At 72.1% G+C, this 22,631-nt stretch carries 22 protein-coding genes; 18 read left to right on the top strand and 4 right to left on the bottom strand.

The genetic code is table 11. The features are described 5' to 3' along the window. Positions 1–4 precede the first annotated feature (4 nt). From clpB to ESZ52_RS01430, 9 genes are all read left to right on the top strand, one after another. Entirely contained in the window at positions 5–2,575 is a 2,571-nt protein-coding gene (gene clpB / locus ESZ52_RS01390; RefSeq protein WP_131103363.1) for an ATP-dependent chaperone ClpB, read from the top strand. Positions 2,576–2,793: 218 nt separating this feature from the next. After that, on the top strand, positions 2,794–3,966 hold the full coding sequence (gene pstS / locus ESZ52_RS01395; RefSeq protein WP_238154307.1) for a phosphate ABC transporter substrate-binding protein PstS: 1,173 nt from the start codon (positions 2,794–2,796) through the stop codon (positions 3,964–3,966). A 130-nt stretch (positions 3,967–4,096) separates the two neighbouring features. Further along, on the top strand, positions 4,097–5,062 hold the full coding sequence (pstC, locus tag ESZ52_RS01400; RefSeq protein ID WP_131103364.1) for a phosphate ABC transporter permease subunit PstC: 966 nt from the start codon (positions 4,097–4,099) through the stop codon (positions 5,060–5,062). Next, a complete protein-coding gene (gene pstA / locus ESZ52_RS01405) occupies positions 5,062–6,216 on the top strand; it encodes a phosphate ABC transporter permease PstA (protein WP_131103365.1) in 1,155 nt (384 codons plus the stop codon). The genes pstC and pstA overlap by 1 nt, the downstream gene beginning before the upstream one ends. Before the next feature lie 20 nt (positions 6,217–6,236). Further along, entirely contained in the window at positions 6,237–7,016 is a 780-nt protein-coding gene (pstB, locus tag ESZ52_RS01410; protein ID WP_131103366.1) for a phosphate ABC transporter ATP-binding protein PstB, read from the top strand. Between the two features lie 231 nt (positions 7,017–7,247). Further along, positions 7,248–7,976: an LppX_LprAFG lipoprotein gene (locus tag ESZ52_RS01415; protein ID WP_131103367.1), complete on the top strand. Its 729-nt coding sequence runs from the start codon at positions 7,248–7,250 to the stop codon at positions 7,974–7,976. 1 nt (position 7,977) lies between these two features. Beyond that, positions 7,978–9,861 (top strand): MFS transporter, encoded by a 1,884-nt coding sequence (locus ESZ52_RS01420; RefSeq protein WP_425600027.1) that lies wholly within the window; start codon positions 7,978–7,980, stop codon positions 9,859–9,861. Next, positions 9,858–10,439 carry an HhH-GPD-type base excision DNA repair protein gene (locus ESZ52_RS01425; protein WP_131103368.1) on the top strand — a complete coding sequence of 194 codons (582 nt, stop codon included), beginning with the start codon at positions 9,858–9,860 and terminating at the stop codon, positions 10,437–10,439. Before ESZ52_RS01420 ends, ESZ52_RS01425 begins: the two co-directional genes overlap by 4 nt. Continuing rightward, positions 10,436–11,680: an MFS transporter gene (locus ESZ52_RS01430; protein WP_131103369.1), complete on the top strand. Its 1,245-nt coding sequence runs from the start codon at positions 10,436–10,438 to the stop codon at positions 11,678–11,680. Before ESZ52_RS01425 ends, ESZ52_RS01430 begins: the two co-directional genes overlap by 4 nt. A 16-nt stretch (positions 11,681–11,696) precedes the next feature. On the opposite strand, the gene ESZ52_RS01435 is transcribed toward ESZ52_RS01430, so the two are convergent. Together ESZ52_RS01435 and ESZ52_RS01440 are read right to left on the bottom strand one after the other, a co-directional pair. Further along, positions 11,697–12,494 (bottom strand): exodeoxyribonuclease III, encoded by a 798-nt coding sequence (locus ESZ52_RS01435; protein ID WP_131103370.1) that lies wholly within the window; start codon positions 12,492–12,494, stop codon positions 11,697–11,699. A 9-nt stretch (positions 12,495–12,503) separates the two neighbouring features. Further along, positions 12,504–12,944 (bottom strand): SRPBCC family protein, encoded by a 441-nt coding sequence (locus tag ESZ52_RS01440; protein WP_181009787.1) that lies wholly within the window; start codon positions 12,942–12,944, stop codon positions 12,504–12,506. 47 nt (positions 12,945–12,991) lie between these two features. Here ESZ52_RS01440 and ESZ52_RS01445 point away from each other — a divergent pair, with 47 nt between their 5' ends. The 3 genes from ESZ52_RS01445 (at position 12,992) to pyrE (ending at position 15,212) form a co-directional block, all read left to right on the top strand. Next, the gene (locus ESZ52_RS01445) at positions 12,992–13,786 is read left to right on the top strand and encodes a deoxyribonuclease IV (RefSeq protein ID WP_131103372.1); all 795 of its coding nucleotides are present in this window, start codon (positions 12,992–12,994) and stop codon (positions 13,784–13,786) included. A gap of 20 nt (positions 13,787–13,806) precedes the next feature. Next, positions 13,807–14,601, top strand: a complete 795-nt coding sequence (locus tag ESZ52_RS01450) for an SDR family NAD(P)-dependent oxidoreductase (protein WP_131103373.1) — start codon at positions 13,807–13,809, stop codon at positions 14,599–14,601. A gap of 65 nt (positions 14,602–14,666) precedes the next feature. Continuing rightward, complete coding sequence (pyrE, locus tag ESZ52_RS01455) at positions 14,667–15,212, top strand: orotate phosphoribosyltransferase (protein ID WP_131103374.1); 546 nt, start codon at positions 14,667–14,669, stop codon at positions 15,210–15,212. 103 nt (positions 15,213–15,315) lie between these two features. Here pyrE and ESZ52_RS01460 read toward each other — a convergent pair whose 3' ends face one another. Next, positions 15,316–16,410: a sunset domain-containing protein gene (locus tag ESZ52_RS01460; RefSeq protein WP_131103375.1), complete on the bottom strand. Its 1,095-nt coding sequence runs from the start codon at positions 16,408–16,410 to the stop codon at positions 15,316–15,318. Between the two features lie 196 nt (positions 16,411–16,606). Between ESZ52_RS01460 and ESZ52_RS01465 the strand changes: the two genes are divergently transcribed. From ESZ52_RS01465 to ESZ52_RS01490, 6 genes are all read left to right on the top strand, one after another. Beyond that, positions 16,607–17,215 (top strand): DedA family protein, encoded by a 609-nt coding sequence (locus ESZ52_RS01465; protein WP_131106357.1) that lies wholly within the window; start codon positions 16,607–16,609, stop codon positions 17,213–17,215. Further along, positions 17,212–17,856: a TrmH family RNA methyltransferase gene (locus ESZ52_RS01470; protein ID WP_238154308.1), complete on the top strand. Its 645-nt coding sequence runs from the start codon at positions 17,212–17,214 to the stop codon at positions 17,854–17,856. The genes ESZ52_RS01465 and ESZ52_RS01470 overlap by 4 nt, the downstream gene beginning before the upstream one ends. Before the next feature lie 64 nt (positions 17,857–17,920). Continuing rightward, on the top strand, positions 17,921–18,949 hold the full coding sequence (fbaA, locus tag ESZ52_RS01475) for a class II fructose-bisphosphate aldolase (protein ID WP_131103376.1): 1,029 nt from the start codon (positions 17,921–17,923) through the stop codon (positions 18,947–18,949). Continuing rightward, the gene (locus ESZ52_RS01480) at positions 18,946–19,359 is read left to right on the top strand and encodes a DUF3151 domain-containing protein (protein WP_131103377.1); all 414 of its coding nucleotides are present in this window, start codon (positions 18,946–18,948) and stop codon (positions 19,357–19,359) included. Before fbaA ends, ESZ52_RS01480 begins: the two co-directional genes overlap by 4 nt. 267 nt (positions 19,360–19,626) lie before the next feature. Continuing rightward, a complete protein-coding gene (locus ESZ52_RS19055) occupies positions 19,627–20,604 on the top strand; it encodes a helix-turn-helix domain-containing protein (RefSeq protein ID WP_181009788.1) in 978 nt (325 codons plus the stop codon). Between the two features lie 53 nt (positions 20,605–20,657). Further along, positions 20,658–21,950, top strand: coding sequence for an adenylosuccinate synthase (locus ESZ52_RS01490; protein ID WP_131103378.1), 1,293 nt, complete (start codon positions 20,658–20,660; stop codon positions 21,948–21,950). A 55-nt stretch (positions 21,951–22,005) separates the two neighbouring features. Here the strand turns inward: ESZ52_RS01490 and ESZ52_RS01495 are convergent, their stop codons facing one another. Continuing rightward, a complete protein-coding gene (locus ESZ52_RS01495) occupies positions 22,006–22,521 on the bottom strand; it encodes a pyridoxamine 5'-phosphate oxidase family protein (protein ID WP_131103379.1) in 516 nt (171 codons plus the stop codon). Positions 22,522–22,631 lie beyond the last annotated feature (110 nt).

The following is a 22,631-nucleotide window of genomic DNA, read 5'->3' on the forward strand; positions in this document are numbered from 1 at the left end:
ACCCATGGACCTGACCACCAAGGCGCAGGAGGCGCTGCAGGCCGCCGTCCGCGACGCCGCCGCCTCCGGCCACGCCCAGGTCGAGCCCGCGCACCTGCTGCTCGCGCTGGCCGGCCAGCCCGACACCACCACCGGCCCGCTGCTGGACGCGACCGGGGCCTCGGCCCGCTCCGCCGCGCAGGCCGCGGCGAACACGCTCGCCACCCTGCCCCGGGCGACCGGTCAGACGATCGGCAACCCGCAGTTCTCCCGGGCCATGCACAGCGTGATCAAGGACGCCCAGGACGCGATGTCCGCGCTGGGTGACAGCTTCATCTCCACCGACCACCTGCTGCTGGGTCTGGCCCGTTCCGGCGCCTTCCCCCTGCTCGACGCCGCCGCGATCGAGCAGCGGATCCCCACCCTGCGTGGCGGCCAGAAGGTGGACTCCGCCGACCCCGAGGCGACCTTCGACGCCCTGGGCAAGTACGGCCACGACCTCACCGCCGCCGCCCGCGAGGGCCGGCTGGACCCGGTCATCGGCCGTGACTCCGAGATCCGGCGCGTGGTCCAGGTCCTGTCCCGGCGGACCAAGAACAACCCGGTGCTCATCGGCGAGCCGGGGGTGGGCAAGACCGCGGTGGTCGAGGGCCTGGCGCAGCGCATCGTCGCCGGGGACGTCCCCGCGTCGCTGGAGGGCAAGACCCTCATCGCCCTGGACCTGCCCGCGATGGTGGCGGGCGCCAAGTACCGCGGCGAGTTCGAGGAGCGGCTCAAGGCCGTGCTCGGCGAGATCAAGGCCAGCGAGGGCCGGGTCATCACCTTCATCGACGAGCTGCACAACGTCGTCGGGGCCGGCGCGTCCGGCGACTCCTCGATGGACGCCGGCAACATGCTCAAGCCGCTCCTGGCCCGCGGCGAGCTGCGGATGGTCGGCGCCACGACGCTGGACGAGTACCGCGAGAACATCGAGAAGGACCCCGCCCTGGAGCGCCGGTTCCAGCAGGTCTTCGTCGGCGAGCCGTCCGTGGAGGACACGATCGCGATCCTGCGCGGCCTCAAGGAGAGGTATGAGGCGCACCACAAGGTGGCCATCGCCGACTCCGCCCTGGTCGCGGCCGCCGCGCTGTCCGACCGCTACATCAGCGGGCGCAAGCTGCCCGACAAGGCGATCGACCTCGTCGACGAGTCCGCGTCGCGGCTGCGGATGGAGATCGACTCCAGCCCGGTCGAGATCGACCAGCTGCAGCGGCAGGTCGACCGGCTGCTGATGGAGGAGCTGCACCTGGCCAAGGCCGCCGAGGAGGACGAGGCGGCGCGCGAGCGGCTGGAGCGGCTGCGCGCCGAGCTGGCCGACCGGCAGGAGGAGCTGGCCGGTCTCACCGCCCGCTGGGAGGCCGAGAAGTCGGGCCTGAACCAGGTCGGTGAGCTCAAGGCCCGGCTGGACGACCTGCGCACGCAGGCCGACAGGGCTCAGCGTGAGGGTGACTACGAGACCGCCTCCCGGCTCCTCTACGGCGAGATCCCCGACGCCGAGAAGCAGCTGTCCGCCGCCCACGAGCAGGAGCGCGCCGCGAGCGCCGAGGCCACCAACGCCCCGATGGTCAAGGACGAGGTCGGCCCCGACGACATCGCCGAGGTGATCTCCGCCTGGACCGGGATCCCGGCCGGTCGGCTGCTGGAGGGGGAGACCGACAAGCTGCTGCGGATGGAGCAGGTCATCGGCGAACGGCTGATCGGCCAGGAGGCGGCGGTCCGCGCGGTGAGCGACGCGGTCCGCCGTGCCCGGGCGGGCCTCTCCGACCCGGACCGGCCCACCGGCTCCTTCCTCTTCCTGGGCCCGACCGGTGTCGGCAAGACCGAGCTGGCCAAGGCCCTGGCCGACTTCCTCTTCGACGACGACCGCGCGATCGTGCGGATCGACATGTCGGAGTACTCCGAGCGGCACGCCGTCGCCCGGCTCATCGGCTCACCGCCCGGGTACGTCGGGTACGAGGAGGGTGGTCAGCTGACCGAGGCGGTGCGCCGCCGGCCCTACTCGGTGGTGCTCCTGGACGAGGTGGAGAAGGCCCACCCGGAGACGTTCGACATCCTGCTGCAGGTGCTCGACGACGGCCGGCTCACCGACGGCCAGGGCCGCACAGTCGACTTCCGCAACGTCCTGCTGGTGATGACCTCCAACCTGGGCAGCCACGTCCTCGTCGACCCCCTGGTCGCCGAGGAGGTCAAGCGGGAGCAGGTCATGGCCACGGTGCGCCAGTCGTTCAAGCCGGAGTTCCTCAACCGGCTGGACGAGATCGTCATCTTCGACCCGCTGAGCCCGGACCAGCTGGCCACCATCGTCGGGCTGCAGGTCGAGCTGCTGGCCCGCCGGCTCAGCGACCGCCGGATCGGCCTGGAGGTCACCGACGAGGCCCGGGACTGGCTGGCTCTGCGCGGCTACGACCCCGCCTACGGTGCCCGACCGCTGCGCCGCCTGGTGCAGACCGAGATCGGTGACCGCCTCGCCCGCGCGCTGCTCGCCGGGGAGGTCCGCGACGGCCAGCACGTGGTGGTCGACCGCGACGGCGAGGAGGACGGGCTCGTCCTGCGGTAGGGCGACGGCGGGGGCGACAGCAGGATCGTCCCGAGGTCGGCGCGGCATACCGGGATTCGTTACTCGTTCACCGGTCATTCACCTGAGCCGCCTCTCCGGGACACATCACCTGCCTACCGTCGCTCTCGTCGGCACCGCCGCCAGCACGCCCAGCCCCCTGCCGGTTGGCCCTGGTGGGCGTGCGACCACCTACCGCAGACACCGAAAGAGGTCCCACCGTGACGCTTCGCCGTTTTGCTCCGACGTTGGCCATCGCCATGGCCGCGTCCTTGACGCTCGCCGCCTGTGGCAACGACAACCCCACCGCGGAGCAGACCCCCGCCGAGGACACGGCCGCCGACGCCGGTACTGACGCCGACACCGACACCGACGCGGCGACCGGCGACGCCGGGGGCGACGCCTCCGGTGGTGACCTGACCGGCAGCCTGGCCGCGGCCGGTGCCTCCGCGCAGAACGCGGCGATGACCGCGTGGATCTCCGCCTACGGCGAGGTCCAGCCCGGCGTGCAGGTGACCTACGACTCCGTGGGCTCCGGCGCCGGCGTGACCTCCCTGGGGCAGGGGGCCGTCGACTTCGCCGGCTCCGACTCCTACCTCAACGAGGAGCGTCGCGAGGCCGTGAAGGACTTCTGCGGGGACGAGGGCGCGATCAACCTGCCCGTCTACGTCTCCCCGATCGCGGTGGCCTTCAACCTGGAGGGCGTGGACTCCCTCAACCTGAACCCGGAGACGATCGCCAAGATCTTCAACCAGGACATCACCCGCTGGAACGACCCGGAGATCGCGGAGCAGAACCCCGACGCGGACCTGCCCGACGAGCGCATCGTCCCGGTCAACCGCTCCGACGACTCCGGCACCACCGACAACTTCACCAAGTACCTCGCCGCCGCGGCCGGTGACGCCTGGCCGCACGAGGCGGGCCAGACCTGGCCGGTGGCCGGTGGTGAGGCCGGCGCCCAGACCGCTGGCGTCGTCTCCATCCTGTCCAACACCCCGGGCACCATCGGCTACTCCGACGCCTCGGCCGTCGAGGGCATGACCCTGGTCAACGTCGGGGTGGGCGATGAGTATGTCGAGCTCTCGCCGGAGGCTGCCGCGCAGGTCGTGGAGGCCTCGCCGCTGGCGGACACCGGTGTCGAGGGCGACCTCGCCGTCGACCTGGACTACGCCACCACCGAGTCCGGTGCCTACCCGATCGTCCTGATCTCCTACCACGTGGTGTGCAAGAACTACCAGGACGCCGACAAGGCCAACCTGGTCAAGGACTTCATCTCCTACGTGGCCTCCCCGGAGGGCCAGGACGTCGCGGCCGACGGTGCCGGCTCCGCCCCCATCTCCGACGGTCTGCGCGAGCAGGTCCTGGACGCTCTGGGCGCGGTCAACGGCGGTTGATCCCAGCACCCACCCCGACGTCACGACGGTCGTGGTCCAGCCCTGGCTGGACGACGACCGTCGTGGCCGTCGTGCGCCTCGGCGGGGGATATCCTCGCCACAGTCCTCCTGGTGAACGAAAGGGTTGCCGATGAGCAACACGACGCAGGACGCGCCCCCGACCAGCCCCGCACCGGCACGGTCGCGCAAGGCCGTCCGCCGCCCCGGCGACCTGGTCTTCTCCGGTCTGTCGATCGGCTCGGCCGCCCTGATCCTGGTGATCCTGGCCGGGGTCGCGATCTTCCTGATCATCAACGCCCTGCCGGTCTTCGAGGCCGACCCCGAGGACATCTCGGGCGGCAACGGCTTCTTCAGCTACGTCTGGCCGCTGGCCGCCGGCACCGTGGTGGTCTCGATCATCGCGATGGTCCTGGCCACGCCCGTCGCCGTCGGCATCGCCCTCTACGTCTCGCACTACGCGCCGAAGCGGCTGGGCGCCTCCATCGGCTTCGTCATCGACCTGCTCGCCGCGGTGCCCAGCGTCGTCTACGGCCTGTGGGGCTACATGGTGTTCGCCCCGCAGATGCGGCCCTTCTACGAGTGGCTGTCCGAGAACATGGGCTGGCTGCCGATCTTCGGCGGCAACCCCTCGACCACCGGGCGCACCCTGCTGACCGCAGGCATCGTGCTGGCGGTGATGATCCTGCCGATCATCACCAGCGTCTCCCGGGAGGTCTTCCTGCAGACGCCGCGGCTGCACGAGGAAGCTGCCCTCGCCCTGGGCGCGACCAAGTGGGAGATGATCCGCACCGCCGTGCTGCCGTTCGGCAAGCCCGGCATCATCGGCGGCACCATGCTGGGGCTGGGCCGGGCCCTCGGCGAGACGATGGCCGTGGCCATGATCCTGTCCGTCGGGCCGTTCACCTGGTCCCTGATCAGCTCCGGCAACCGCACCATCCCCGGTGAGATCGCGCTGAACTTCCCCGAGGCCCAGGGCGGGCTGCGGATGCACGAGCTCATCGCCGCCGGCCTGGTGCTGTTCGTCATCACCCTCGCCGTCAACCTCGTCGCCCGGTGGATCGTCCAGCGCTCCGCCGAGTTCTCTGGAGCCAACTGATGAGCACCGATCTTCGGCCGCAGACCCGCGAGGAGCTGCCGCCCACCGGGCTGGACCAGGTGTCCGGCGTCGAGGTGGCGCCCGTGCAGCCCGCGACCGACGGACCCGGCCGCGTCGTGCTGGCCGTGGCCGCCGTCGTGGCCGTGCTGCTCTGGCAGGTCGCCGGCTTCCACGTCGCGGTGTCCGCCGCCCTGGCCTTCCTCATCTACCTGGTCGCCCTGTACGGGGTGTACCGGCACGCGTCCGGCCACCGGCAGGCGGTGAACCGGGTGATGACGGGCATGATCACCGGCGCCTTCGTGCTGGCGGTCCTGCCGCTGATCTCGCTGCTGTGGACCGTGACCAGCAACGGCATCGGCCTGGCCACCGACCTGGACTTCCTGCAGTCCACCATGCGTGGCGTGGACGGCCGGCACGACCGGGCCATCTTCGAGGACGGCGCCCCGCTCATCGGCGGTGTCTACCACGCCGTCATGGGCACCCTGATCATCACCGGGATCGCCACCCTCATCTCGGTCCCGATCGGCCTGCTCACGGCGATCTACCTGGTCGAGTACGGCGCCGGCTCCAAGCTCGCCCAGGCCATCCGGTTCATGGTCGACGTGATGACCGGCATCCCCTCGATCGTCGCCGGCCTGTTCGCCTTCGCCCTGTTCTCGCTGTTCCTCGGCCCCGCCGAGGCCAAGATCGGCATCGCCGGGTCCGTCGCGCTGTGCGTGCTGATGATCCCCACGGTCGTGCGCAACAGCGAGGAGATGCTGCGCATCGTGCCCAACGAGCTGCGCGAGGCGGCCCTGGCCCTCGGCGTGCCCAAGTGGCGGGTCATCCTCAAGGTGGTCCTGCCCACCGCCGCCTCCGGCCTCGCCTCGGGCGTCACGCTGTCCATCGCCCGCGTCATCGGCGAGACGGCACCCCTGCTGGTGACCATCGGCGCCGTCCCGTTCCTCAACCTCAACCCCGTCGACGGTCGGATGAACACCCTGGCCGTCTACGCCTACGACCTGTTCAAGAACCCGCTCTCGCCCGGCTCCTACGCCGAGCCCAGCATGCAGCGCGCGTGGGCAGCCGCCCTGCTGCTCCTGCTCATCGTCATCCTGCTCAACCTGGCGGCCCGCCTCATCGCCAAGATCTTCGCGCCGAAGACCGGCCGCTGAACCCCTGGGAGAACTACCTCATGTCCAAGCGCATCGACGTCAAGAACCTTGACATCTACTACGGCGACTTCCATGCCGTGAAGGACGTCAGCATGACCATCGAGCCCAAGGCCGTCACCGCCTTCATCGGGCCGTCCGGCTGCGGCAAGTCCACCTTCATCCGCACCCTGAACCGGATGCACGAGGTGATCCCCGGGGCCCGCGTGGACGGTGTCGTGGAGATGGACGGCAAGAACCTCTACGGCAAGGACGTGGACCCGGTCGACGTGCGCCGCCGGGTGGGGATGGTCTTCCAGCGGCCCAACCCGTTCCCGACGATGTCCATCAAGGAGAACGTCCTGGCCGGCGTGCGGCTGAACTCCAAGCGGCTGTCCGGCAAGGCCGCGGACGAGCTGGCCGAGCGGTCGCTGCGCGGGGCCAACCTGTGGAACGAGGTCAAGGACCGGCTCGACAAGCCCGGCTCCGGCCTCTCCGGTGGTCAGCAGCAGCGGCTGTGCATCGCCCGCGCGATCGCGATCCAGCCCGAGGTGCTCCTCATGGACGAGCCGTGCTCGGCCCTGGACCCGATCTCCACGCTGGCCATCGAGGACCTGATCAACGAGCTGAAGCAGGACTACACGGTCGTCATCGTCACGCACAACATGCAGCAGGCGGCCCGCGTCTCGGACCGCACCGGCTTCTTCAACCTCGAGGCAACCGGCAAGCCGGGGGAGCTCGTGGAGTTCGACAGCACGCAGACGATCTTCAACAACCCCAGCAAGAAGGCGACCGAGGACTACATCTCCGGTCGTTTCGGCTGATCGGTTGATCCTGGCTCCCCGGCCGGGGCCACGTTCTGCGGGCGACCGGGAACACGTTCTGCGGGCGACCGGGAACACGTTCTGCTCCCCGGGGCCACACGGTGGCCCCGGTAGGTTCAAAGCGTGTCGCCGGTCGGGGGCAAACCCTGTCGGCGGTCGGGGGCAAACCGTGTCGCCGGTCGGGAGGTGCGCTACGGACGTTTCGGCTGACCTGCTGCCATAGTGGCGGGTATGACGAGGCGCACCGCACCGCATACCCGCCACCTGACCGCCCTGGCCCTGGTGGCGGCCACGCTCACCGCCTGCAGCGACGGTGAGGACGAGTCGGGTGCGAGCTCGGCACCCCCGCCGCCGAGCGCCGCGGACCGGTTGAGCCAGGCCCACGACGTGCTGGTCGAGGCCGGGTCGCTGCACCTGGAGATGACCGGTAGCGACCTGCCCGAGGGCGAGAGCACCTACATCATCAGCGCCACCGGCGACGGCACGATGGACCCGCCGGCGTTCGACGGCACGATCACCGCCCAGATGGCCGGGGTCCAGGCGGACGTGCCCACGGTCGCCGTCGACGGCGAGCTCTACGTCAAGCTGCCCTACGTGCCCAGCCACGTGCGCACCGCGCCCGAGGACCTGGGCGTGCCGGACCCGGCGACGCTGTTCGACCCGGAGGAAGGGCTGGTGGGCCTGCTGGGGGAGACGGCTGACCCGCAGTTCGGCGAGCGCCGCCGGGAGGGCGCGGAGGTCGTGCAGGAGGTGGTCGGGACGCTGCCCGGCCAGGTGGTCCGCGACCTGCTGAGCGTGGGGGACGCCGAGGCCGACTTCGACGTGAGCTACGGGCTGGTCGAGGAGGACTGGCAGGTGCGCACGGTGGTGATCACCGGGCCGTTCTACCCGCCCGCAGCCTCCACCTACTCGCTGACGCTCAGCTCCTACGGGGCACCCGTCACCGTCACCGCGCCCTGACGTGACGCGGGCAGATCTCCCGCGCGGCCCGGGGGGGCGCGGGGCAGCTGCCGGCCGTCCGGCAGGCCCGCCGCCGCGCTCCCGGACGCTGCTGACGGTCGCGGCGCTGGCCGTGGCGCTCGCCGCTGCGGACACCTACGTGGTGGTGCTGGCCCTGACCGACATGATGGCCGGGGTCGGGGTGGGCATCGAGTCCCTGCAGCGCGGGACGCCGATCATCTCCGGCTTCCTGCTCGGCTACATCGCCGTGCTGCCCCTGATCGGGCGACTGTCGGACCTGGTCGACCGGCGCCGGATCCTGCTGTGGTGCCTGGTCGTCTTCATCGTCGGCTCGGCGGTGACCGCGGTCTCGGTCGACCTGCCGGTGATGGTGGCCGGCCGCTTCCTGCAGGGCCTGGGCGGCGGCGGCCTGGTCCCGGCGACCCTGGCGCTCGTCGCCGACCTGTGGCCGCGTGGGCAGCGGGGCCTGCCGCTCGGCGTCGTCGGCGGCGTCCAGGAGCTCGGCTCGGTCCTCGGCCCGCTGCTCGGCGCCCTCATCCTCGTCGTCGGCGACTGGCGGGACATCTTCTGGGTGAACGTCGCCCTCGGCGCCGCCTGCCTCGTCGGGGTCTGGCTCCTGCGTCCCCACCGAACACGGGCAAAGGCCCGACAGGACACGCAAAACGGCCCGACAGGACACGCGCAAGGGCCGCACAGGACACGCAGCGACACCGGAGCGGAGCCAGGCGGGACGGCTGAGCGCTCCCGCGTGGTGACCGGCGCGGCATACCTCGTAGCGATACTGGCGGCGGCCCTGTGGACCCTCACCATGACCGCTCCCGCCGCGCTGACCAGCTCGATCACTCTCGGTGCGCCGTTCGTGCCGTTCGAGGGCTGGGAGAGCCGGGTCGGCACGCCCATCGGGCTGGCCGCGACCGCTCTGACGGTGCTGCTCGCGGTGCTGACCGCCCGCCGCTGGCTGCCGCTGCTCCTCGCCGCCGACCTGCTGGGGGCGGCGTTCCTGGCCGTCGCGCTGGGGTCGCTGGTGCTGACCTTCTCCACGGCCAACCCGGAGACCGAGGTGCTGGGGCCGATGGGGTGGTGGCTGCTGCCGCTCGGCGCCGCGGCGGTGGTCGCCTTCCTCGTGCGACAGCGCACGGCCCGCCGGCCGCTCGTCCCGAGCGGGGTGGTGCGGGGCCGCGTCTGGCCGGCCCTGGCCGTCAGCCTGCTCGTCGGGGCTGCCCTGGTCGCCGTCGTCGTGGACGTGCCCCTGCTCTCTCGGCTGACCCAGGGCACCGACGAGACGGACGCCGCGCTGGTCCTGGTCCGGTTCCTCGTCGCCGTCCCCGTCGGCGCGGTCCTCGGGGGCTGGCTGCTGCGCAGGCTCGGGCCGGCCCTCGTCGCGACACCCGGTCTGGCCCTCGCCGCCGTGTCGATCCTGGCGATGGCGCAGTGGGAGCGCAGCTCGCTGGACGCGGTGGTGGCGACGACGCTCCCGCTGGTCGGTGCCGGCCTGGGTGTCGGCCTGGCCATCGCCCCCGTCAACGACGCCGCCCTCGCCGATGCCGTCGAGGAGGGCCACGGGGCGGTGAGCTCGCTGGTGGTGGTCGCCCGCATGGTCGGCATGGTCGTCGGCCTGGCCCTCCTGACCGCTCTCGGCCTGCGGCGCTTCCACCTCGAGGTCGGTCGGCTCGTCGACCCCACCGACACCGACGCCCTGCTCGGCGCCGCCGTGGTCCAGGTGCAGACCGTGCTGACCGGCGCCGGGATCGCGGCTGCCGTGGCGGCGGTCGTCGCGCTGGCCCTGGGCCTGCGTCCGGTCGGGTCGACGAGCCAGCAGCCCGTGCAGGAACAGCCCCGGGACACGGGCGGGAGCGTCCCCCGACGGCCTACCCTGGGAGCATGACCGAGACCCTGCACCTGGTCGGTGAGCCGGAGGCCGACCGGATCCTCAGCGAGCATCCGTTCGCCCTGCTCACCGGCATGCTGCTGGACCAGCAGATCCCCATGGAGGTGGCCTTCGACGGCCCACGCAAGATCGTCGAACGGCTGGGGTCGATCGACCCGGCGGCGATCGCCGCAGCCGACCCGGAGGAGTTCATCGCGATCTGCGCGACGCCGCCCGCCGTGCACCGCTTCCCCCGGTCCATGGGTCAGCGCGTCCACGACCTGGCGACCGCGGTGGTGCGGGACTACGACGGCGACGCCGCCGCTATCTGGACCGACGAGGACCCGGACGGCAAGGAGGTCCTCAGGCGGCTCAAGGGCCTGCCCGGCTTCGGCGACCAGAAGGCCAGGATCTTCCTGGCGCTGCTGGGTAAGCAGCGCGGCCTGACGGCGGTCGGCTGGCGCGAGGCCGCGGGCGACTACGGGCGGGACGGCGTGCACATGTCGATCGCCGACGTCACCAGCGTGGAGTCGCTGCAGCAGGTGCGTGCCTACAAGAAGGAGAAGAAGGCCGCCGCCAAGGCAGCCAAGGGGTGAACCGCCCCGATCCGGCCCAGCCCGCGTCCGCCCGGGCCGGTGCTCCCGACCTGCCCCGCACCTCCGTCTGGGCCGTCCCCGGCATGATCGCCCTGGCGGTCGTGGCCTTCACCGGTTTCTCCGGGTATGCCGCGCTCCTGCCCGCGGCCCCGTTGTGGGTCGTCCGCGAGGGCACGTCGGACTCCGCCGGCGCGGGCGCGGTCAACTTCGTGCTCCTCGCCGCCACCGTCGCCACCCAGTTCGCCGTGCCCTGGATAATCCGCAGGGCCGGGTGGGGTCCGGTGCTCGCGGCCGGGATGGTGCTGCTGGGCGCGCCCTCCCTCCTGCACGGGTTCACCGCGGACCTGGCCCCCACGCTCGCTCTCTCGGCCGTCCGCGGGGTCGGCTTCGGCATCCTCACCGTCGCGGCCAGCGCCGCGGCGGTCCTGCTCGTCGAACCCCGCCGCCGGGGTGCCGCGGTCGGCGCCTACTCGCTCGCGCTGTCGGTGCCCAACGTCCTGCTCATGCCCAGCGGCGGCTGGATCGGGGACACCTGGGGCTTCTGGCCGGTCTTCCTCCTCGGCGCGGTCCCCCTGGTCGGCATCCCCGCCTGCTTCGCCCTGGCCCGCCACCTGCCGGAGCGCTCCACCCACGCCCCCGACCATCACGAGGCGGCGGACGCGCCCGCCGGGCGAGCCACCTACCTGCGGCTGATCCCGCCCAGCCTCATCCTGCTCACGGTCACCCTCGCCGGCGGCGCGATCATCACCTTCGCGCCGCAGCTGGTGGCGGTGCCCTGGCTGTCCGCGGTGGGCCTGTTCGCCTTCGGACTGACCTCGACCCTGACCCGCTGGCGGATCGGCGCCTTCTCCGACCGGGTCGGCGTCGACCGGCTGCTCTGGCCCTTCGTCATCCTCATCGTGCTCGGGCTGTCCGCGCTCGCCTGGGTGGTCCGTACCCCCGTCGGCACCGAGCAGGTCGCGGCCTGGGTCGCCGCGTGCGCGGTCGTCGGCATCAGCTACGGCGCGCTGCAGAACCTCACCATGCTGCAGGCCTTCGCCGCAGCCGGACCCCGACGTGTCGGTGCTGCCAGCGCGGTCTGGAACGCCGGCTTCGACACCGGCACCGGCACTGGTGCGCTGCTCGTCGGGGCGGTCGCCCTGGGGGCTGGGTTCGGCCCCGCCATGGCGCTGACCGCCGCCCTCTGCCTGCTCACGCTGCCGTGGGCGCTGCGCTCGGCGAGGACCCGGCGGGCGAGCTGACGGCCGTCCGGCTGGCTCAGCCGGCGTCCGCCAGGTCCACGACCACCGGCGCGTGGTCGGAGGCACCCTTGCCCTTGCGCTCCTCCCGGTCGATGAACGCTCCCTCGACCCGGGCCTCCAGCGCCGGGCTGCCCAGCACGAAGTCGATCCGCATCCCGCGCCGCTTGGGGAACGCCAGCCGGGTGTAGTCCCAGTAGGTGTAGACCCCCGGACCCTCGGTGTACGGCCGGGCCAGGTCGGCATACCCCGCGTCCACGACCCCCTGGAAGGCGGACCGCTCGGCCGGGCTGGTGTGCGTGCGTCCCTCGTAGAACGGCACCGACCAGACGTCCTCGTCCCGCGGTGCGATGTTCCAGTCACCCAGGAGCGCGATCTGCGCCTGCGGGTCCTCGGCCAGCCAGGCGGTGCCGGCCTCGCGCAGGGCTGTGAGCCAGTCCAGCTTGTAGGCCAGGTGCGGGTCCTGCAGGGAGCGGCCGTTGGGCACGTAGAGGCTCCACAGCCGCACCCCTGCGCAGGTCGCCCCGATGGCGCGCGCCTCCGCCTCGGCCGGGTCGCCCCAGCCCGGCTGACCAGGGAAGCCGACCTCCACGTCCTCGATCCCGACCCGGCTCACCAGCGCGACGCCGTTCCACTGCGAGTGACCGACGTGCGCCACCTCATACCCGGCCGCCTCGAACGGCAGCAGCGGGAACTGGTCGTCCTTGCACTTGGTCTCCTGCAGCGCCAGCACGTCGACCTGGTGGCGCTCCAGCAGGGCGACGACGCGGTCGACGCGGGTCCGGACGGAGTTGCAGTTGAAGGTCGCGATGCGCACCCGGTCAGCCTACGGGCGGGTGATCCGCACCAACGTCCGACGGTATGCGGCTCCCACCGGGCGGGAGACCAGGCCGGCGAGGGCGTCGGGGACCCAGGCGGCGCCGAAGGTCTGGGACCAGCGCAGGCGGGTGCCGCTGCCCTCCGGACGCAGGTGCACCTCGATGCGCCCGGACAGCACGCGGCCGACCTTGTCGACGACCGCGTGCCGGGGCGGGTCCCAGGTGCGGACGACCATGTCGTCGTCCAGCCGGACCGGGCCGAGCGCGGTGCGGGCGGTGAACCGCGCGCCCTGCCGCAGACCGGCGCCGGACTGACCGGCCGGTGGCTGCTCCCGGACGGTGGTGAGCGGCACGGCCGCGGTATGCCGGTCCAGGTCCCACAGCCTGGCCCACACCTCGGCGGGCGGACCGGCGACCAGCAGCTCGATCTGGAAGGCAGGGCGCGGCATACCCATGAGGCTAGAGGGTGTCGGGGTGCGCGCCTACGATAACGGGCATGAGCAGCCAGCCCCTCGGAGCACACGTCGACCAGACCGACCCTGTCGCGGAGGCCCAGCAGCGCGGCATCTCCATGGTCCAGTTCTTCCTCGGTGACCCGCAGAGCTACAAGGGGCCCCAGGTGCGCTACGAGGGCGGCGCGGAGGCGCTGCGCGCGGCTGCCGAGGAGGCGGGGGTCGACCTCTACGTGCACGCTCCCTACCTGATCAACGTCGCGACGCTGAACAACCGGATCCGGATCCCCTCGCGCAAGCTGCTCCAGCAGCACATGGACGCGGCTGCGGAGATCGGCGCCAAGGGCCTGATCGTGCACGGCGGGCACGTGGGGGAGGACGACGACCCCGAGAAGGGCTTCGACAACTGGCGCAAGGCGATCCAGGCGACCGACCTCAAGGTCCCCCTCCTGCTGGAGAACACCGCAGGTGGGGAGAACGCCATGGCCCGCCACCTCGACCGGATCGCGCGGACCTGGGAGGCGATCCAGACGGCCGAGGGCGCCGAGATGGTCGGTTTCTGCCTGGACACCTGTCACGCCTGGGCCGGCGGCATCGAGCTGGGTGACGTCGTCGAGCAGGTCCGGGCCATCACCGGCCGGATCGACCTCGTCCACGCCAACGACTCCCGGGACGCCGCAGGCTCCGGCGCGGACCGGCACACCGGGCTGGGGTCCGGCCAGATCCCCGAGGACGAGCTCGCCGACGCGATCCGCAGCGCCGCTGCCCCGGTCATGCTCGAGACCCCGGGCCAGGACCTGCACGCCGCCGACCTCGCGTGGCTGCGCGAGCGGCTCTGAACCGCCCCTATCCTGCTGCGATGGGCACAGCACTGGTCACCGGAGCCTCCTCGGGGCTCGGCAAGGAGTTCGCGGAGCAGCTCGCCGGTCGCGGTCACGACCTGGTGCTGGTCGCCCGCAACCGCCAGGCGCTGGATGCGCTCGCCGCCGACCTGACCGCCCGTCGTGGGGTGCAGGTGGAGGTGCTGCCCGCCGACCTGACCGACCGTCCCCAGCTGCAGGAGGTCGCGGACCGGTTGGCGGACCCGGACCGTCCGGTCGATCTGCTCGTCAACAACGCCGGGTTCGGCGCCCGCAAGGGGTTCGTCCGCAACGACCTGGAGGAGGAGGAACGGGCCGTCGACCTGATGGTCAAGGCCGTCATGGTGCTGGCCCACGCCGCCGGGGGCGCGATGCGCGGCCGGCAGCGGGGTGCCATCCTCAACGTCTCGTCGGTGGCCGGTTTCGCCGTCATGGGTCACTACTCGGCGATCAAGTCCTACGTGACCGTCTTCTCCGAGGGGTTGGCGAGCGAGCTGGCCCCGCACGGGGTCACCGTCACGGCGGTCTGCCCCGGCTTCACGCACACGGAGTTCCACGACCGGGCCGAGATGAACATGTCGATGCTCCCCGACGCGTTGTGGCTCGAGGCACCGGACGTGGTCCGGACGGCGCTGGACGACGTGTCCCGGGGCAAGGTCGTCTCGGTTCCGTCCGCCACCTACAAGGGCGTCGTCGGGATGCTGAAGGTCGTGCCGCGAGCGCTGACGCGGCGGGTGGCCAGCGAGCTGGCCGAGCGCCGGCGTGCCGGCAGCCGCGCCCGAGACGGGCTCTGACGGCACAGGACCGGCACAGGACCGGCGCAGGGCCGGCGCAGGGCCGGCGCAGTAGGGTGCCAGCCATGACGTCCGCCCGCGACCGCCTGCAGCAGCTCATCCGGGACCTCGCCGTGGTGCACGGCAGGGTCACCCTGTCCTCCGGGCGAGCCGCCGACTACTACGTCGACCTGCGCCGGATCACGCTGCACGGTGAGGCCGCGCCCCTGGTGGGCGAGGTGATGCTCGACCTGGTGGACGACCTCGAGATCGACGCGGTCGGCGGGCTGACCATGGGTGCGGACCCGGTCGCCACCGCCATGCTGCACGCCGCGGCCCGCCGCGGCAGGGCGCTCGACGCCTTCGTGGTGCGCAAGACGGAGAAGACCCACGGGCTGCAGCAGCGGGTGGAGGGCCCGTCCGTCGCCGGACGTCGGGTGCTGGTGGTCGAGGACACCTCCACGACCGGGGGCTCGCCGCGCACCGCCGTCGAGGCGGTGCGCGAGGCCGGAGCGGAGGTCGTCGGGGTGGCGGTCATCGTCGACCGGGCCAGCGGGGCGGAGGAAGCACTCCGGGCACAGGGCCTGGACTACCGGGCGGCCTACGGGCTGGGCGACATCGGGCTCAGCTGACCCGACCGGCACCGTGCCGAGTCTTCGGGCGCAGACCCGGGAGCGGCCGTGGACACGACGAAGGGGCCCGACGATGTCGGGCCCCTTCGCTCTCGCCGGTGGGTCAGCGGCGGCGACGGTCCCAGTGGGCGAAGCCCGCGTTGCGCGCCGTCTCCTCACTGTCGAACCAGACCTCGGCCCGGACCGCGTCATAGCTCGGCGAGTCCGCGGTGTGGAAGAGCATCGAGCCGGTGTTGCCCTTGACCTCCCAGCCCTGGGGCCCGGAGCCGTCCTCGGCAGGCTCGACCGAACCCGCACCGTAGACGGACTCCGCGAAGACGTGACCGCCGACCGGAGCCTCCTGCTGTTGCTCCTCGGCCGCCGGCTCGTCCACCGCCGGCTCGTCCGCGAGCGGCTCGGCGACGACGGGCTCGACCGGCTCGGCTGCGACCGGCTCCTCGTGGACGACCGGCTCGACCGGCTCGACCGGCTCGGCTGCGATCGGCTCGGCAGGGACGGGCGGTGCTGCGTAACCGTCCCCCTGGTCACGGTCGCCCACGTCGCGGGCGTCGAGCACCTCGTCGGCCGTCAGCGGCTCGTCCTGGACCCCGGCCGCAGGACGGTCGGCCATCTCCTCGTGGCGTGCCTCGTCAGCGATCAGGTGACCGTCGGTGCGAGGGTCCTGGAACTGCGGGTCGGGCTCGACCTCCTCCCGCGGCTCGCGGTCGACACCGAAGAAGTCGTCGGCCGGACGGGCGGCCTCGGTCGTCCCGCCGGTCGCGGGCTGGGTGGAGGAAGCGGCATACCCCTCGTCATAGCTGTCCTCCATGACCGCGCGGTCCTCGACGTCGGCCCGGTCCACCGGCGTCGCGCCCCCGGTCCCGGCCGGGGCGTCGTACGTGGTCTGGTCGAACGGCGCGTCGTCCCGCGCGGGGGTCTCCACCGCGGCGACCCCCTGGGTCTCCTCCGGGGCGGTCCGCCCGCCCAGGTCGCCACGGCGGTCGGTGTCGGGGCGGTCGGTGTCGGGTCGGTCGGTGTCGGGTCGGTCGGTGTCCGGGCGGTCGGTGGCGGGCCGGTCGCTGTCACGGCCCACGGCCGGCGTGCCGGAGCCGTCCAGGGAGTCGTCGCCCCCCGGACGACGCAGGAGCATGAAGATCGCGGCGCCGATGAGCAGCACCAGGAGAGCAACAATGATCCACGTTGTCGTCGAGTTGTCCATCGTCCTACCTCCGTCTGGCGACCGTCACCGGCCGCGTTGGCGGGCGCACGCGGTGCCTGCGCCGTTGGCATTACCGTAGTGCGATTCGGTGGTGGCGGCCACGGGTACGGGCTGCCGACCTGCGCAGAAGTGGCAGACTCGGGGGGTGAGCGAAGCCCCCGAACTGACCGGAGTGGCCGGCTGGGCCGTGGGGGTGATGGAGGCGCTGGGGGGCCCGGGGGCGGGGCTGATCATCGCGCTGGAGAACCTCTTCCCGCCCATCCCCAGCGAGGTGATCCTGCCGCTCGCCGGGTTCGCCGCCAGCCAGGGCAGCTTCACCCTCCCGGGCGCGATCTTGTGGACCACCCTCGGCTCTGTCGTCGGTGCCCTGGTGATCTACACCCTGGGGGCCGCCCTGGGACGGGAGCGGTTCCGGTCCGTCTGGGGCCGGGTACCCCTGCTCGACCTGGAGGACCTCGACCGGGCCGAGGCGTGGTTCGACCGGCACGGGGGCAAGGCGGTCTTCCTCGGGCGCATGCTGCCGCTGATCCGCAGCCTGATCTCGATCCCGGCCGGCATCGAGCGGATGCCGCTGCGCCGGTTCCTGCCGCTGACGCTCGCCGGCAGCCTCCTCTGGAACTGCATCTTCATCCTCGCCGGGTACCAGCTCGGGGAGAGCTGGCACATCGTCGAGCGGTATGCCGGGGTGCTGCAGTGGCTGGTCATCGCCGGTGCCGCCGTCTTCGCCGTCTGGTTCGTCGTCCGCAAGGTGCGTCAGGCCCGGCAGTCCCGCGAGCGCCGCGACGCACCCGAGGCCGGCCGGTGACAGCGGGTCCGCCGGTCGGGGTCGGCCCGTGGGAGGGGGACTGGCCGGTCGGCGCGCACGGGGAGCTCCCGGCACACCTGGACCCTGACCTGCTGCGGGAGGGAGACACCCGCAACGTGGTCGACCGCTACCGGTACTGGCGGCACGAGGCGATCGTGGCCGACCTCGACCGGCACCGCCACGGCTTCCACGTAGCGGTGGAGAACTGGGAGCACGACTTCAACATCGGCTCGGTCATCCGCACGGCCAACGCCTTCAACGCCGCCGCCTTCCACATCGTGGGCCGCCGCCGCTGGAACCGGCGCGGCGCGATGGTCACCGACCGCTACCAGCACGAGCACCACCACCCCGACGTCAGCCACCTGCGGGCGTGGGCGGGCGAGCGGGGGCTGCCGATCCTCGCCGTCGACAACGTCCCCGGCTCGGTCCCGCTGGAGGGGTATGCCGTGCCCCGCCGCTGCATACTCCTCTTCGGCCAGGAGGGGCCGGGGGTGAGCGAGGAGGCACTGGCCGCCAGCGAGGCGGTGCTGGCCATCACGCAGTACGGCTCCACGCGGTCGGTCAACGCCGGGGCCGCGGCCGCCGTCGTGATGTACCACTGGGCCCTGCAGCACGCTGGCGGGGAGCCTGGGCAGGGGTAGGGCGCCCAGACCCGTTGTGGAAGAGTGGGAGGCGTATCGACCGCCGCCGCTCGAGGAGGATCCCATGCCTATCGCCACCCCAGAGGTCTACGCCGACATGCTCGACCGGGCGCAGAAGGAGAACTTCGCCTACCCGGCCATCAACGTCACCAGCAGCCAGACCCTGAACGCGGCCCTGAAGGGCTTCGCCGACGCCGGCTCCGACGGCATCATCCAGGTGAGCACGGGCGGTGCGGAGTACTTCTCCGGGCAGGGGGTGAAGAGCATGGTGACCGGCTCCCTGGCGTTCGCGGCGTTCGCCGAGGAGGTCGCCAAGGCCTACGACGTCAACATCGCCCTGCACACGGACCACTGCCCGAAGGACAAGCTGGACGGCTTCGTCCGCCCGCTGCTGGACGCCTCGATCGAGCGGGTGAAGAAGGGTGGGCTGCCCTACTTCCAGTCCCACATGTGGGACGGCTCGGCGGTGCCGCTGGAGGAGAACCTGCAGATCGCGCAGGAGCTGCTGGAGCTGGCCCAGCAGGCCAGCATCATCCTCGAGGTCGAGATCGGTGTCGTCGGCGGCGAGGAGGACGGGGTCGCCCACGAGATCAACGAGAAGCTCTACACCACCCCCGAGGATGCCATCGCGACGGTCAGGGCGCTCGGCCAGGGGGAGAAGGGCCGCTACCTGACGGCGCTGACCTTCGGCAACGTGCACGGCGTCTACAAACCGGGCAACGTCAAGCTGCGCCCGGAGATCCTCAAGGCCGCGCAGGAGGCGGCCATCGAGGAGCTCGGTCTCGAGCCCGACGCCCGCCCCTTCGACCTGGTCTTCCACGGCGGCTCCGGCTCCTCGGCGCAGGAGATCTCCGACGCTGTCGACTACGGGGTGGTCAAGATGAACATCGACACCGACACCCAGTACGCCTTCACCCGGCCGGTCGCCGGCTTCATGTTCGAGAACTACGACGGCGTGCTGAAGGTCGACGGCGAGGTCGGCAACAAGAAGATGTACGACCCCCGCACCTGGGGCAAGGCGGCGGAGAGCTCGATGACCGCCCGGGTCGTCGAGGCCTGCGAGGCGCTGCGTTCCGCCGGGACCCACCGGTGACCGCCACGCCAGGCGCCGACCTGCTCGGCATCCCGCCGACCGAGCTGCCGGAGGACCCCGCGGCCAGGGCACTGGAGGAGGGGGACCCGCGGACGGTGGCTGCGGCATACCCGTCGTCCTGCCTGGCCTGGGCGATGCTGGCCGAGGACGCGCTGCACGAGGGCGACGACGTGGCGGCCTACGCCTACGCCCGGACCGGCTACCACCGCGGCCTGGACCAGCTGCGTCGGGCGGGCTGGCGCGGTCAGGGGCCGGTGCCGTGGGAGCACGGGCCCAACCAGGGGTTCCTGCGGGCGCTGGGCGGGCTGGCCAAGGCGGCCGGCCGGATCGGGGAGACCGAGGAGGCGGTGCGGTGCACCGAGTTCCTCCGGGCCTCCTCGGCGACCGGCGCGCGCGAGCTGGGGCTGTAGCCACCACAAGGAGGACTGCCGGCCGCCGGTGGGTCCCGACCCGGTCCTGACCCGGGCGGACGTCCCGGACCAGAGCTCCTCGACGCTGAGGGCTCCGGGATCCCCGTGCGCTGGCCGGCGGCCAGATGCGCATCTGGCCGCCGTCGGCGCCCCGTGCCGAGGTCGTTCGCGTCCCCTGACGTCTCGTCCTCGGTTCGGATGCCTATGTAACCATGACTTTCCTCGCGAGGTTGTCACCGTCGTGCCAGTGGCCCTAACCTGCCATAGGTGAATGCTCAAGCACGCCGGTCCGGTCTGAGCGACCAGGCCGAGCAGCTCTACCGCCACGTCCTGCGCACGGAGCCCAGCGAGCTGGCGGTGCACGCCGACCAGCTGGGCTGGACCGTGCGCACCTGTGAACGCGCCGTGCGGAGCCTGGAGAAGATGGGTCTGGTGCGGCGTACGCCGGACGGACTGCTCCGCGCCGACGACCCTCGCGCGAGCGTGGGTCGGCTGCTGGCGACCGAGGAGGCGCTGCTGGACGAGCGGCGCCGCGAGCTGCTGGCGCTGCGCGAGTCGCTGGAGAGCTTCGAGTTCGACTACCGCCGCGGTCTCCAGCTCTCCGGTCCCCGACTTCCCCCGCTGGAGCAGGTCGGCGCCTCGGAGGCCCCGTCGGTGGTCGAGCAGTTGTACCGGACCTCCGAAGGGCCGGTCGTGCAGGTTGTCGTCCAGGTCGACTCGGGGCCTGGGCAGGCGGATCGGATCCGGCGGCACTGGGAGGACGTCGCGGCGTCCGGGCGCACGCTGCGCACCATCTTCCCGATGTCGGTGCTGGTCGACCCCGAGTGGCACGCCTTCGCCGCCCGGCGGGCCGCGGTGGGCGAGCAGCAGCGCTACCTGGCCGACGACGCGCTGCGGGTCGAGTTCGGGGTCTTCGGGCGGGCCGGCGTCCTGGTCGCCGAGGGGCAGGCACCCGAGGCGGACTTCCTCGTCCTTCGTCCCCCCGTCGTGGTCTCCGCCTTCCTCGACCTCTTCGAGGGCCTGTGGCGCCGGGCCGAGCCCTTGCTCACCAAGGAGGCCTCGCAGGTGGACATGAAGGTGCTGGAGCTGCTCTCGATGGGGTTCAAGGACGAGGCGATCGCCCGCCAGATGGGTCTGGGGCTGCGGACCGTCCGCCGCCGGGTCGCGCACCTCATGGACGAGCACGGCGTGGAGACCCGCTTCCAGCTGGGCCTGGCCGTCGCCAGGCGTGGCCTGGTGGGCTGAACCCGCCGGATAGAGTGAGGGGTCAGTCCGGACTCGAAGCGAAAGGCACGGACATGCCAGCGATCGTCCTGGTCGGCGCCCAGTGGGGTGACGAGGGCAAGGGCAAGGCGACCGATCTGCTCGGCTCCGCGCTCGACTACGTCGTCAAGTTCAACGGCGGCAACAACGCCGGCCATACGGTCGTCATCGGCGACCAGACCTACGCCCTGCACCTGCTGCCCTCCGGCATCCTCTCGCCCAACGTGGTCCCGGTCATCGCCAACGGCGTGGTCGTGGACCTCGCGGTCCTGATCGAGGAGCTGGACGGGCTGGAGGCCCGCGGGGTCGACATCTCCAAGCTGCGGATCAGCGCCAACGCGCACCTCATCCCGCCCTACAACCGGGTGCTGGACAAGGTGACCGAGCGCTTCCTCGGCAAGCGACGGCTCGGGACGACCGGACGCGGGATCGGCCCGACGTACGCCGACAAGATGAGCCGGGTCGGGATCCGCGTCCAGGACCTCTACGACGAGTCGATCCTGCGGCAGAAGGTGGAGGCCGCGCTCGGCACGAAGAACCAGCTGCTGCTGAAGATCTACAACCGCCGGGCCATCGAGGTCGACGAGGTCATGGCCGAGCTGCTCCAGCACGCCGAGCGGATCGCCCCCATGGTCGGCGACACCGCGCTGGAGCTCAACCAGGCCCTCGACGACGGCGCGAACGTCCTCTTCGAGGGCGGCCAGGCCACCCTCCTGGACGTCGACCACGGCACCTACCCCTTCGTCACCTCCTCCAACGCCACCTCCGGCGGCGCCTGCACCGGCTCCGGCGTGGCGCCGACCCGGATCGACCGGGTCATCGGCGTCGTCAAGGCCTACACCACCCGGGTCGGCGAGGGCCCCTTCCCCACCGAGCTGCACGACGAGTATGGCGAGCGCCTGCGCGAGGTGGGTGCGGAGTACGGCACCACCACCGGCCGTCCCCGCCGGTGCGGCTGGGCCGACGCGGTCATCGGCCGCTACGCGCAACGGGTCAACGGCGTCACCGACTTCGTGCTGACCAAGCTGGACGTCCTCACCGGGCTGGAGAAGATCCCGGTCTGCGTCGGCTACGACGTCCAGGGGCGCCGGTTCGACGACATGCCGGTCAACCAGTCCGACTTCCACCACGCCACCCCGGTGTACGAGGAGCTCGAGGGCTGGACCGAGGACATCACCGGTGCCCGCACCTTCGAGGACCTGCCCGCCGCCGCCCAGCGCTACGTCGAGCGGCTCGAGGAGCTCATGGGTGCGCGGATCTCGGTCGTGGGTGTCGGCCCCGGTCGCGACGAGGTCATCGTCCGGCACGACATGCTCGAGCGGGCCTGAGGCCTGGGCTGATCGCCCGCGTCGCTCACGCGACCGGGTCGCGCCCGCCGGCCCGTCACCTCCTGCCCGGGAACACGAACCTGGTGCAGTCGCTGGGGAAGTCGAACCACGCGAGCACCCGGTGCGGGACGATGGCCCGCAGGCCGCCGCCGTCCGGACCCGACCAGGAGTCCGCGGCCGGCGAGTAGCCCGAGGCCGCATACTTGCCGAACGCCTCGGCCAGGCGGACACCGAGCCCGTCCGGCTCGGCGGAGGTGGCGTGCGACTCGCCCTCGACGATGACCACCTCCGTGCCGCTCTCGAGGGTCAGCGTGACGGCCGGGTTGGCCTCGACGTTGCGGGTATGCCGGGTGGTCGGCGCGCCGTCGTACCAGAACCTGCCGTCGAGCCACACCCCCCAGCGAGGCACCGCGTGCGGCCGCCCGTCGGGTCGCACGCTGCCGAGCCAGTAGTGCTGCGCCTCGCGCAGCCGGGCCTCGACCTGGTCCCAGCGCAGCAGGCCGTCGGTCGTGTCCGGAAGGCCGTAGCCGTCCGGGAAGATGGGTCGGTCAGCGGTCGGTGTGGTCTCCATGGGAGGACGCTAGACCTGTCCAGCACCCGTGTGCACCAACGGTGTGACGCATCCGTCGCCCGGACCACGGATGTGACACACCGTTCGCGCACCAGGGTGGACTTGCCCCG

It is taken from the genome of Ornithinimicrobium sufpigmenti (genome assembly GCF_004322775.1).
Lineage (GTDB): Bacteria > Actinomycetota > Actinomycetes > Actinomycetales > Dermatophilaceae > Ornithinicoccus > Ornithinicoccus sufpigmenti.